13 protein-coding genes are annotated in these 11887 nt (G+C 63.8%); 1 reads left to right on the top strand and 12 read right to left on the bottom strand.

Annotation, left to right across the window (positions count from 1 at the left end; genetic code table 11):
- Positions 1-3: 3 nt before the first annotated feature.
- The 6 genes from G489_RS19560 to trmB all read right to left on the bottom strand — a co-directional run bounded on the left by G489_RS19560 (position 4) and on the right by trmB (position 4990).
- Positions 4-615 carry an RNA-binding protein gene (locus tag G489_RS19560; protein ID WP_035871969.1) on the bottom strand — a complete coding sequence of 204 codons (612 nt, stop codon included), beginning with the start codon at positions 613-615 and terminating at the stop codon, positions 4-6.
- Between the two features lie 25 nt (positions 616-640).
- The gene (gene nusA, locus G489_RS0107620) at positions 641-2266 is read right to left on the bottom strand and encodes a transcription termination factor NusA (protein ID WP_029041043.1); all 1626 of its coding nucleotides are present in this window, start codon (positions 2264-2266) and stop codon (positions 641-643) included.
- Positions 2267-2295: 29 nt separating this feature from the next.
- Complete coding sequence (rimP, locus tag G489_RS0107615) at positions 2296-2898, bottom strand: ribosome maturation factor RimP (protein ID WP_029041042.1); 603 nt, start codon at positions 2896-2898, stop codon at positions 2296-2298.
- A 175-nt stretch (positions 2899-3073) separates the two neighbouring features.
- Positions 3074-3742 (bottom strand): ferredoxin reductase domain-containing protein, encoded by a 669-nt coding sequence (locus tag G489_RS0107610; RefSeq protein WP_029041041.1) that lies wholly within the window; start codon positions 3740-3742, stop codon positions 3074-3076.
- Positions 3743-3805: 63 nt separating this feature from the next.
- The gene (locus tag G489_RS0107605) at positions 3806-4201 is read right to left on the bottom strand and encodes a YybH family protein (RefSeq protein WP_029041040.1); all 396 of its coding nucleotides are present in this window, start codon (positions 4199-4201) and stop codon (positions 3806-3808) included.
- Positions 4202-4276: 75 nt separating this feature from the next.
- Positions 4277-4990, bottom strand: coding sequence for a tRNA (guanosine(46)-N7)-methyltransferase TrmB (trmB, locus tag G489_RS0107600; protein WP_029041039.1), 714 nt, complete (start codon positions 4988-4990; stop codon positions 4277-4279).
- 106 nt (positions 4991-5096) lie between these two features.
- Between trmB and G489_RS0107595 the strand changes: the two genes are divergently transcribed.
- Positions 5097-5468 carry a DUF6713 family protein gene (locus G489_RS0107595; protein ID WP_029041038.1) on the top strand — a complete coding sequence of 124 codons (372 nt, stop codon included), beginning with the start codon at positions 5097-5099 and terminating at the stop codon, positions 5466-5468.
- Here G489_RS0107595 and metK read toward each other — a convergent pair.
- The 6 genes from metK to G489_RS0107565 all read right to left on the bottom strand — a co-directional run bounded on the left by metK (position 5458) and on the right by G489_RS0107565 (position 11836).
- A complete protein-coding gene (gene metK, locus G489_RS0107590; protein ID WP_029041037.1) occupies positions 5458-6723 on the bottom strand; it encodes a methionine adenosyltransferase in 1266 nt (421 codons plus the stop codon). The genes G489_RS0107595 and metK overlap by 11 nt on opposite strands.
- Before the next feature lie 146 nt (positions 6724-6869).
- Positions 6870-7259 carry a helix-turn-helix domain-containing protein gene (locus tag G489_RS19555; RefSeq protein WP_051332408.1) on the bottom strand — a complete coding sequence of 130 codons (390 nt, stop codon included), beginning with the start codon at positions 7257-7259 and terminating at the stop codon, positions 6870-6872.
- Between the two features lie 101 nt (positions 7260-7360).
- Positions 7361-8974 carry an apolipoprotein N-acyltransferase gene (lnt, locus tag G489_RS0107580; RefSeq protein ID WP_035871963.1) on the bottom strand — a complete coding sequence of 538 codons (1614 nt, stop codon included), beginning with the start codon at positions 8972-8974 and terminating at the stop codon, positions 7361-7363.
- Positions 8975-9064: 90 nt separating this feature from the next.
- Positions 9065-10129, bottom strand: a complete 1065-nt coding sequence (locus G489_RS19550) for a transporter associated domain-containing protein (RefSeq protein ID WP_245578845.1) — start codon at positions 10127-10129, stop codon at positions 9065-9067.
- Positions 10130-10316: 187 nt separating this feature from the next.
- A complete protein-coding gene (gene ybeY / locus G489_RS0107570) occupies positions 10317-10820 on the bottom strand; it encodes an rRNA maturation RNase YbeY (protein WP_029041035.1) in 504 nt (167 codons plus the stop codon).
- Positions 10817-11836 carry a PhoH family protein gene (locus G489_RS0107565; protein ID WP_029041034.1) on the bottom strand — a complete coding sequence of 340 codons (1020 nt, stop codon included), beginning with the start codon at positions 11834-11836 and terminating at the stop codon, positions 10817-10819. Before G489_RS0107565 ends, ybeY begins: the two co-directional genes overlap by 4 nt.
- Positions 11837-11887: the final 51 nt, after the last annotated feature.

Genomic DNA, 11887 nt, shown 5'->3' with positions numbered 1-11887 from the left:
TCGCTACCTAACTGATTCATCCGTTGTTGCGGTATAGCGGGCCAATCTGTGGTACCGGTCCACCGCCGTTTTTGCCGCCGCTCCGTCGATGAGCGCAGCATGTATCACATTTTCGCCTCCCAATGCCAAACCCAATCGGTCACTGGAAAACGATTCAATATGCGGCGTGTGATCGATGCGACCGGCACGCTGCATGACCGCCAGAATTTTGCGCCTGCCATCGGGTCGGGCATCGCTGGCTGTGATCAGCGCCAAAACGGTCCCGGCAGCAATCGCCGCTTCGGTTTTGGCTGCGCCCATGACCAGTTGCCCCGCCTTGCGCGCCAGGCCCAACGCGCCAAGGAGCCGCTGTTCTAAACGCGCACGGGTCAGATTGGCAAGGTCCGAGGGCACCGAGACCGGCGATTTGAGCGCCCGCGCGAAGGCATTGCGCCGAACCGCCTCGTCCACCCGGGCCTGATCGAGGGTGACCCAGGCCCCGCGCCCGCCCGCGCGATTATCGATATCAGGGGCGAGCGACCCGTCCGGCCCCACGGCAAAACGCACCATGTCCGCCGCCGGCAGAGACTGCCGGGTCACACAGCACTGGCGCTCTATTTCGCCGCGTTTGGGCATCGGGCCGGGTCATCCTCTCTGACCGTCAGGCGCTGGTCTCGGCGTCGGCTTCAGCCTCCGCCTCGACATCGCCATCGGTTTCTTCTTCGGCCGGGGCGAGGTCTTCCTCGGTCACCCAGCCGGCCTTGAGGCGCGCGGTCATGATCATGTCCTCGGCTTCCTCGCGGGAGACCGGGAACTCAGACAGCGTGCCTTCAAAGCGTTTCACTTCGCCATCCTGGCGCTCGACCCAACCGACCAGATCGTCAGCGGCGCAACCGGCAAAGTCTTCCATCGTCTTGATGTCTTCCTTGCCGAGGGCCACGAGCATGGCAGCGTTGAGACCGTCGATCTCATAAAGATCGTCGGAAACGCCAAGCGCCTGGCGTTCTTCATCGCGATCGCGCTCGAGCTGTTCGAGGAACTCGCGGGCGCGGGCCTGGATCTCGGCAGCGGTGTCTTCGTCAAAGCCCTCGATCGAGGAGATTTCCTCGGGCTCGACATAAGCGACTTCCTCGAGCGAGGAGAAGCCTTCGGACGCCAGCAGCTGGGCCACCATCTCGTCGACATTCATGGCGTTCATGAACAGCTCGGAGCGTTCGGTGAATTCCTTCTGGCGGCGTTCGGATTCTTCCTGCTCGGTCAGGATGTCGATATCCCAGCCGATGAGCTGGCTGGCGAGACGCACATTCTGGCCGCGCCGGCCAATGGCCAGCGAAAGCTGTTCGTCGGGCACCACGACCTCGATGCGCTCGGCCTGTTCGTCGAGCACGACCTTGGCCACTTCGGCGGGCTGCAGGGCGGAGACGACGAGATCGGCGATCTGGTCGGTCCAGGGGATGATGTCGATCTTTTCGCCCTGGAGTTCGTTGACCACAGCCTGGACACGCGAACCGCGCATACCCACACAGGCGCCGACCGGATCGATCGAGGATTCGTTCGAGGTGACGGCGATCTTGGCGCGCGAGCCCGGATCGCGGGCGATCGAGCGGATCTGGATGATGCCGTCGTAAATCTCCGGCACTTCCTGCATGAACAATTTGGCCATGAATTGCGGGTGCGAGCGCGACAGGAAGATCTGCGGCCCGCGCTGTTCGCGGCGCACATCGTAGATATAGGCGCGGACGCGGTCGCCATAGCGGAAGGTCTCGCGCGGGATCAGCTCGTCGCGGCGGATGATGGCTTCGCCACGGCCGAGATCGACGATGACATTGCCGTATTCGACGCGCTTGACGGTGCCATTGACGATCTCGCCAATGCGGTCCTTGTATTCCTCGAACATGCGCTCGCGCTCGGCCTCGCGGACCTTTTGCACGATCACCTGCTTGGCCGACTGGGCGGCAACGCGGTTGAACTCGAGCGGGGGGAGCGGCTCGGTGATATAATCACCAAGGGTCGCGGCGCTGTTCTTGGCCTTGGCATCCTCGAGCGAGATCTGGCGGCCATATTCCTCGACATTGTCGACAATCTCGAGTAGGCGCCACATGCGCAGTTCGCCGGTCTTGGGATTGATCTCGGCGCGGATTTCGGTCTCGGCGCCATAGCGCGAACGGGCCGCCTTCTCGATGGCGTCCTCCATCGCGTCGATGACCAGGGTGCGGTCGATGGATTTCTCCCGCGCGAGCGCGTCCGCGACCTGCAAAAGCTCAAGCCTGTTGGCGGAAACGGCCATTGTCGTTCACTCCTCGATTGGCGGGCGCATCAGGCGCCGGCATCCTCGTCATTGTCAGTTTCGGTTTCGATCTCGGGATCCTCGAGCGGATCGGCCTCGCGCTGGCGCTTGGCCGCCTCGTCCAGCAGCCGGTCGGTCAGGACCAGCTTGGCCTCGGCGATCTCGGAGATCGGGAAGCGGAATACCGGGTCGGTGCCCTCGGGGGCGTCGGGCAGGCGAATGCCGACTTCATTGCCCTCGACCGGTTCGAGAAAACCACGGAACCGGCGGCGACCATCGATCATGGCATGCAGTTCGATCTTGGCGTCGTGGCCCACATAGCGCTCGAAATCGACAAGCCGAACCAAAGGGCGGTCAACGCCGGGGGACGAGACCTCGAGATGGTATTCGGTCGAGATCGGGTCCTCGAGATCGAGCACCGGAGACAGATCGTGGCTCAGCGTCTCGCAATCGGCGATCGAAAACTCGCCATCCGGGCGCTCGGCCATGATCTGGACCGTGCAGCCGCGTTCGCCGGTCACCCTGACACGCACGATACGAAAACCGAGCCCGTCGGCGACCGGTTCGGCGATCGCGGCGATGCGGGCTTCGACACCGGATTCGCGGATATGGCGTTTGTCTGTCGCTTCCACGTTGGCCCTTTGCAACTTGACGCTTGCTTGACGCTTGCTTGACCCTTGGCGGGCAACAAAAAAGAGCGGGGCCGGTTGGCACCCACTCTCCGGTTAACCCTGAGATGTTGGGGACTATATAAACCCGATCCGGTTTGCCCGCAAGGGGGCGGAATCACGGCGGCTTCCAACAGACCTATTCCTCGAAGGTCAGTGCGTCTGGCTCGGCCCCCATCTCGGTAAGGATCGACTTGATGTCGTCGACCATATCGTCGGGCCCGCAGACATAGAAGTTCTGGGTGTTGTCTTCGACATGGCGCTTGAGGAAATCGCGGTCGACAAAGCCCTGCATGTGCTCGGGCGCGCTGTCGTCATCGGTCACGACCCAGACGCATTCGAGCCCGGGCATGGCCTCGAATTCCTCACGCAGGATGATGTCACGCTCGGTCTTGTTGGCGAAGATCAGCCTGTGGCCGGCCAGCCCGCCTTCAGCATTGCGGGCGCGCAGGATGGCGATGAAGGGCGTGACGCCCGCGCCGCCGGCGATGAAGGTGCCGGGGCCCTTGTAATTGATCGTGCCCCAGGGGTCTTCGAGAATCAGGCGGTCCCCGGCGGCAAGCTCACCGATCCGGGCGGTGAGACCGTCATGATCGGGGTAGATCTTGATGGTGAATTCCAGATCGTCCCACTCATTGAGCGAGGTGAAGGTGAAGGGATGGCGCTCCTCGCGCCAGCCATCGCGGTCGATGCCGACAAGCGTCGCCTGGCCGGGGGTAAACCGGTAGCCATCGGGCTTTTCGACGCGCAGGCGGCGGACATTGTGGGTGACGGGGCTGGCTTCAAGGATTTCGACGGTGTGTGTCATGCCCTGAAGACGCATGGCGGTGCGAAAAGTTCCCGGGCCGGTTACGCCCTGAAACGAAGGGTTTCAGCCCTCGGGCAGGGTGAAGCCGATACAGGCATTGACCAGCCAGTCGCCCTCGATCCGGACCCAGTAGAACATCTGGCGGAAGGTCCAGCCCGGTTCGTCGGGATCACGGGGGGTCACGCGGTAGTCGGTGAAGTCCCAGCCGGCGTCACCGGCGACCCAGGAGCGAATCGGGATAACCTCAACCCTATCTTTTTGCACGACTTCCTCGAACAGGCCGCGCAGTGCCTCGCGGCCTTCATGGCGGGGATAACCGTGATATTCCCACAGTGCATCCGGCGTGAAAAACCGGGTCAGAACAGGTTCGGGGTCCTTGTCCTCAAAAGCGCGTTCATGAAGCCGGTATTTCGCGTCGATGGCGGCCCTGAAGGCCTCGAATTCCTCGGTTCCGGTCATGTGGTCTCCCCTTGTGCAAGGGGAGACGCTAGGCGATCAGAATCGAGCCCGCAATCAACCGAAATATCGGGGCGATCATTTACGGCTGAAAGTCAGATACCAGGACTTGTTGCGGCCTTCGCGCCGCGCCTTCATTTCATAGCGGGTCGGTTTCCAGCCCGGGAAGGGTTCGTGCCAGCGGCCCGATTCGGGCGCGGCCCAAGTGAAATCCGGATGATCGAGGATGTGGGCCAGGGTCCAATCGGCATAGTCCTCGATATCGGTAGCGAAGCGGAATTCGGCGCCCGGTTTGAGCGCAGCGGCGAGGGCATCAAGGGATTGCGGGGAGACAAAGCGGCGCTTGTGGTGGCGGCGCTTGGGCCAGGGATCGGGATAGAGCAGGAAGGCCCCCGAGAGCATGCCCGGCTGCATGGCCAGGAGAAGCGGCAGGGCATCCTCGGTGTGGAGCCGGACATTGGAAAGATCCTGATCCCGGATCGCGGTGAGCATCTTGCCGATGCCGCCGGTAAAGACCTCACAGCCGATGAAGTTGACCTCGGGCTGCAGGCCGGCCTGCCGCGCCAGATGCTCGCCGCCGCCATAACCGATTTCGAGCCAGACCGCATGGTCGTTGCCGAACAGGGCCTCGCCGGTGAGCGGGGCGTCATCGAGGCTGACCGCCAGTTCGGGCAACAGGTCGCGCATCAGCGCCTCCTGCCCTTCATGCAGGCGATGACCGGCGCGGCGGCCGAAAAAGGCGCGCGGTTTGTCTGGGTCGTAGAAGCCGCGGGTCGCGCGCTTGTCGGTCATGCGTGTGTTGCCCCTTGGGTCCATGAACGCGGGCTCAATACCCAAGCCGCTTGTTAGGCTCAAGCCCGACCGTAATACTCTGCGCCGATTCGGGCGGGAGGGGATGATGCTGGAGACCGTGTTTACGCTTAGCGTGGCGCTGATCGTGACCCATGAAATCGATGCGGTGGCGCGCCATGAATGGCGGGTGCTGCCGCTGACCGCCTTTCTGCCTGAGAAGGCCGGTTTTGCGGTCTTCGTGCTAGCGCATGTGCCGCTCATATGGCTGGCGCTGTGGGGCGGCTATCACGCGGAAGCGGGCACCGCCGCCCTCTCCCGGTTGCTGATCGCCGGGTCCTGCGTGGTGCATGTGGGGCTGCATTTCATCTACCGGAAGCATCCGGCCTATGAATTCGACAATCCCTTGTCACAAAGCCTGATCTGGGGCGCCGGGGCTGCCGGCGCCGCCTATCTCGCGGGTGCTACATTCAGCCCTTGAGCGCTGCCTTGAGCGGTTTGGCGAGGTCGGTCTTCTCCCAGGAGAAAGTGCCGCCGCGCCCGGGCTTGCGCCCGAAATGGCCATAGGCCGCGGTCTTGGCGTAGATCGGCTTGACCAGATCGAGATGCCGGCGAATGCCGGAAGGCGAAAGGTCCATCACCTCACGCAGGGCGGTTTCAAGCGCGGCTTCGTCGACCTTGCCGGTGCCGTGCAGATCGACATAGATCGAGAGCGGCTGGGCAACGCCAATGGCGTAGGAAAGCTGGATGGTGCAGCGGTCGGCCAGCTTGGCGGCAACGACATTCTTGGCGAGGTAGCGCGCCGCATAGGCGGCGGAACGGTCGACCTTGGTGGTGTCCTTGCCCGAAAAGGCACCGCCGCCATGGGGCGCGGCCCCGCCATAGGTATCGACGATGATCTTGCGGCCGGTCAGCCCCGCATCCCCGTCGGGTCCACCGATGACGAACTTGCCGGTGGGGTTGATGTACCATTTGCAGTCGCTGTCGATGGCGATGTCGGAAAGAGCCTCCCGGATCACGGGTTCGACGACTGCGCGGACCTTTTTGGAATCCCAGCCCGGATCGAGATGCTGGGTCGACAGAACGATCTGCGTCACCCCGGCAGGCATGCCGTTTTCATAACGCACGGTGATCTGGGTCTTGGCGTCGGGGCCAAGCCTGGCGATGTCGCCCTGGCCGGCCTTGCGGGCCTCGGCCAGCATTTCGAGGATCTTGTGCGCGTAATAGATCGGCGCCGGCATGAGCTCGGGGGTTTCGCGGCAGGCATAGCCGAACATGATGCCCTGGTCGCCCGCGCCTTCCTGGTTATCCGCATCGGAGGCCTTGTCGACGCCTTGCGCGATATCGGCGCTCTGGGAGTGCAAAAGCACATCTATCTTGGCGGTGTTCCAGTGAAAGCCGGCCTGCTCATAGCCGATGTCGCGAATGGCGCGGCGGGCCGCGGCACGGAAGCGGCGCGGCGCAACGACCGGATTGCCGGCCTCGTCGGTTGCCACCTTGCCGGACTTGTCGGTCTTCAACAGCGTCTCTGGCACGCGCACTTCACCGGCGATGACCACGCGGTTGGTGGTGGTCAGCACTTCGACGGCGGCGCGCACGGATTGCGGATCGGTGCCGGTCTTTTTCGCCTCTTTGTAGATCATGTCGACGATTTCGTCGGAGATCCGGTCGCACACCTTGTCGGGGTGCCCTTCGGAGACGGATTCGGACGTAAACAGGTAAGAGGATCTGGCCACGTCGGCACCCCCGCAAGCAATAATGGAATCGGGACCGCCCCAGCGGGCCCCCGGGGCTGCGTTTGTGCCAGCCGCGCCGGGTCAGGTCAAGACGGATATAAAGCAAGTGTTATATCCGTCGGCCGCGCCAGATTGCGGCCCGAACTTTATTCCCGGCGGCTCGAGACGGCGAGCTTTTCCGCCAGTTCGATCAAGGACCTGCGGGTGTCCGGATCGGCAATCCGCTCCATGGCGTTGACCAGCCGCGCGATATCGCCGGTTTCGGGATCGAGCGCGCTCTGATCGGTATCGGCAAAGCCGCCATTGGCGTGCTCGACCTTGTCGAGAAAATAGCTGGTGGGCACGCCCAGAACCGTCGCCGCCATCTTCAACTTGGAGGCGGTGATGCGGTTGACGCCCTTTTCGTATTTCTGGATCTGCTGGAAAGAAACGCCGAGCGCGGCGCCAAGAGCGCTCTGGCTCATATTGAGATCCTTGCGCCGCTTGCGGATCCTTGTGCCGACCATCACGTCGGTGGGATTGGGTGTGCGCGGCACGCTAGCTTCCCTCAAATTCCATCCGCCAGCTCGGCGTCGATCAGACCGGATCAGTCCGGCGATACGCAGGCCGGCCGCCGGGCCAGTTCACTTGAAACGCTCTAGCGCGACGATCGTTCAGCCCTGTTGCGCAGGAAAACGATCGCGGCCGAGACCAAAAGCATAAGCAACAGGGGTGCATCACGATAGCGGGAAAAGGCAGTTTTGTTAACAGGTTTATTAATTTGACCGTCAAGCACTCCCGATTCATCGGGGGATAATCTTGCAGTGATCCGCCCGAGCGGATCGACCAGTGCGGTCACCCCGGTATTGGCGACGCGCACCAGCGGCAATCCCTCCTCGACCGCCCGCAACCGGGCATGGTGGAAGTGCTGGTCAGGGCCGATCGAACCGGTGAACCAGGCGTCATTGGTGAGATTCAGGATCCATTCGGCATTATCCGCCTTGGAGCCGAGATCGCCGGAGAAGATCGCCTCATAGCAGATCAGCGGCAGAACCGGAGGCGTGCCGGCGGGGGCGAAGGCCCGCTCGGTGCCTGCACCGGGCGCGAAGCTCGACTGGCTGGCGACGAGCTCGGAAAAGCCGAGCGCCGCGAACACGGGCCTGAAGGGCAGGAATTCGCCGAACGGCACAAGGCGCAGCTTGTCATAGGTCGCAGTGATCTCGCCCTGATCGGAAATCGCAAGGATCGAGTTGAGAACACCGGTTGCCTCGTCGCCGGTGAAGGAGGTGGCCACCTCTTCGCGCGCGGCGCCGGTGATCAGGGTGGTGCCGGGCGGCAGGAGCCGGGCGATCCGTGCCAGCGCATTGGGGTGCTCGGCGACCAGGAAGGGAAAGGCGGATTCAGGCCAGATCAGATGGGTCGCGGCAATCAGCCCGGGATTGTCGGGCGTGGTGCGCATGGCGGAGAGATCGAGGAAGCGGGCGAGGATGAACTCCTCATTGCCGGGGCGCCACTTGTCCTCCTGCGCGATATTGGGCTGCACCAGGCGCAGGCGCATATCGGGCCGGATCTCGAGGCTGGTCATGTCGAGCCGGAGTTGACCGCCGCCAACCCCGAGCGCAAGCGCCAGCAAACCGGTGACAAGCGGGGTGGCGCGGCGCCACACCGGCTGGCCGCTGGCCGGCCATAACAACGCCGGGGTGGCGGCAATCGCCAACGCCACGAAGGTGAGCCCATAGACCCCGATAAAGGCCGCGCCCTGCATCAGCTGGGGCGCACCGGTGAGGGCATAGCCGGGCAGGTTCCAGGGGAATCCGGTAAGGATATGCCCGCGCAGATATTCGGTGAGGGACAGGGCGCCGGCCAGCGCCAGCACCCGATGGCCGCCATCGCTCCAGAGCAAATGGGCCAGCGCCGTGCCCGCCCCGAAGAACAGGGCGAGAATCGCCGGCAGGGCAATGATGGCGGCGGGTGCGAGCCAGCCGGTCAATGCCGGATCGACGAAAAAGGCGGTGCCGATCCAGTGCAGGGAGGCAATGAAATAGCCGAAGCCGAAGGCCCACCCCGTGCCGAAAGCGGCAAAGGGCAGGCGGCGGCGGGACGGCCGCGGCATGCCATCGATCAGCCAGACCAGAAGGGTCATGCCGAGGAACAGGCCGGGCAGGATGAAGAAGGGCGGCATGGCGGCCGCAGAAACAAGGCCAGCCAAAAGCGCAATGAGCAGCCGCCGCCAGCCATCGGTCAGCATGATAGAATGAGCGATGGCGGTCACGCGCGGGCGACTCCGGTGATCGATTGCAATCTCAGGCGCAAGATTGGTCGCGCGTTGGCGCGCCGGGGTCAAGCCCCGGCGGCACGGGGTCTATTCGGCGGCACTGCGCTCGGATTCGCGGTTTGGCTCGCTGGACGCCGGACGGTCCTGAACCGGCCGTTCGGTGCCAGTCCGCTGCGAAGCAGGGCGGTCTGACACAGGGCGTTCTGACACGGGGCGGTCTGACACGGGGCCTGGGGGCGGCCCCTCGCCGGCAGCGGGTGCCTCGGTCCCGCGCGGGGCCGCGCGGCTGCGGCGGCGGCGGGTGATCTTGACCTTCTTGATGCGGCGCGGGTCGGCCTGAACGACTTCGAACTCGAACCCGCGCAGACGCGAGATCACTTCGCCCCGTACCGGGACGCGGCCGAGCAGGTTGAACAGCAGCCCGCCAAGCGTGTCGACTTCATCGCCATGGCGGCCCGGATCGAAAGGCGGGCCGATCATCTCGGCCAGCGCATCGAGCTCGACACGGGCATCGGCCATATAGACGCCATCGGCGATCTGGCGCACCAGATCGGCATCGTCCTCGTCATGCTCGTCCTCGATGTCGCCGACAACGGTTTCGAGCAGGTCCTCGATGGTCACGAGCCCGTCGGTGCCGCCATATTCATCGACGACGATCGCCATATGCACCCGGGTCGCCTGCATGGACTGCAAAAGATCGGACACCGGCATGGAGGGCGGCACGTAAAGCACCTTGCGGATGAGGTCGGCGCGGCCGATGCGGGATTTGAGCACCGAGGAGCGCAGCCTGACCGGCAGGCCGGACGCGCTGTTCTGGGGGGCGGGCTCGGACAGCTTGGCGACGAGGTCCTTGATATGGACCATGCCGACAATGCGGTCGAGATTGTCTTCAAAGACCGGCAGGCGCGAATGCTCGGCACGGCGGAACTCGTCCACCAGATGGGCGACCGAATCGGCGATATCGACCGCCTCGATATCGGCGCGGGGCACCATGACATCATCGACGCGGACCTGGGAGAGCTTGAGAACGTTCTGGATCAGCGAGCGTTCGCCGGCGGAGAACATGTCGTCGCCATTGACGGATTCATCACGCAAGGCTTCGTGAAGATCGTCGCGAAGGGAAGCCGAACGGCGGGTGAATAGGGCCTTCAAACGGGTCCATAAACCCGGTTTCATGCCGTTGGCGGAGAGTGCGTGGTCGCCCTCGGGGCGATGCGGCCGGGACGCCGCGGCGCTAGATTGGTCTTTGTCGTTCATCTCAAAAGGGGCTGATGGAACAGCCCGATCTCTCCTCGATTAATCGGTCCGGCCCGCTTGGACCGGCGGTTTCGCCGCCCAGTCAGCCGGACGCGCCCTCCAGATCGTTGACCCCCATATGGTCATAAGGGTCGGGAATGTCCAGTTGCGCAAGGATGGTGCGCTCGCGCGCTTCCATGGCCTCGGCCTCATCGTCTTCGATGTGATCATAGCCCAGTATGTGCAGAAAGCCATGCACCAGCAGATGGGCGAAATGATGGGCAAAGGGTTTTTGCTGCTCTTCGGCCTCGCGCTCAAGGGTCTCGATGGCGAGGGAAATATCGCCCAGAAGCCCCATGACCGGGTCTTCCGGCTCGATCTGGGGGAAGCTCAACACATTGGTCGGCTTGTCGATCTCGCGCCAACGCGCGTTCAATTCGCGCTGGGCGGCATCGGTCGTCAAAAGCACAGAAATCTCTGCCGGACCGGCCAGCGCACGGCCCGACCCCTCGAGCGCGGCGAGAAGCGCGCGCTCGGCCAAGGGCTCGAGATCGGCGGGCCAGTCGCCCGCCTCGATGGTGATGTCGATGGAAAGGTCGGGGGTCATTGCGGGGCGGGGCCGCCGGCCTTTTCGTCATAGGCGCGCACGATGCGGGCCACCAGTTCGTGGCGCACCACGTCCTTGTCGGTGAACTTGGTGATGTGAATGCCCTCGACGCCGGACAGGATCTTGAGCGCTTCGACAAGCCCGGACACCTGGCCGCGCGGCAAATCGATCTGGCTGGGATCCCCGGTGACAATCATTTTCGAGTTTTCGCCCAGCCGGGTGAGGAACATCTTCATCTGCATCGAGGTGGTGTTCTGCGCCTCGTCGAGGATGACCACCGCATTGGTGAGCGTGCGCCCGCGCATGAAGGCGAGCGGGGCAACCTCGATGACGCCGGAAGCGATGCAGCGCTCGACATGTTCGGGCTGCATCATGTCGTAAAGCGCGTCATAGAGCGGGCGGAGATAGGGATCGACCTTCTCCTTCATGTCCCCGGGCAGGAAGCCGAGCCGTTCGCCGGCCTCGACCGCGGGGCGCGAAAGTATGATGCGGTTGATGTCGCCGCGCTCGAGCAGGGTCGCGGCATAGGCAACCGCCAGATAGGTCTTGCCGGTACCCGCAGGGCCGGTGCCGAAGACGAGCTCGCACCGGTCCATGGCACGGATATAGGTATCCTGGGCCGGGGAACGGGCGACGATGGTCGATTTGCGGGTGGCGATCTGGGCCATGCGCACGCGGCCACGCTTTTCGAAGCTGGGGAGCGTCAGCTGGCTGTCATCGGTCAGGATCATGCGAATCACTCCATCGACATCGCCGATGACGACCGAACGGCCTTCCTCGAGCATGTCGTAAAGCGATTCGAGCACGCGGCGGGCCTGATCGACCCCGCTGGCGGGACCGCGCAGCATGACGTGATTGCCGCGCGGGGCAGCCTCGACGCCGAGTTTCTGCTCGATAAGGGCAAGATTCTGGTCGAATTCGCCGTAAAGCTGGGAGACAAGACGGTTGTCTTCGAAAGCCAGTTCCAGATGGGCGGCCTCGCGGCGGCCGCCAGGCGCGGACCTAGTCTCGGTCAAGCGGTGGGCTCCAAATGACGGATCATTGCATCAAACGCTTAGCATCCTTGG

The sequence above is a fragment of the Cucumibacter marinus DSM 18995 genome, from assembly GCF_000429865.1.
Classification (GTDB): Bacteria; Pseudomonadota; Alphaproteobacteria; order Rhizobiales; family Devosiaceae; genus Cucumibacter; species Cucumibacter marinus.
The sequence above is the reverse complement of the archived record's forward strand: the minus strand, read 5'-3'. Positions and strand labels throughout refer to the sequence as shown.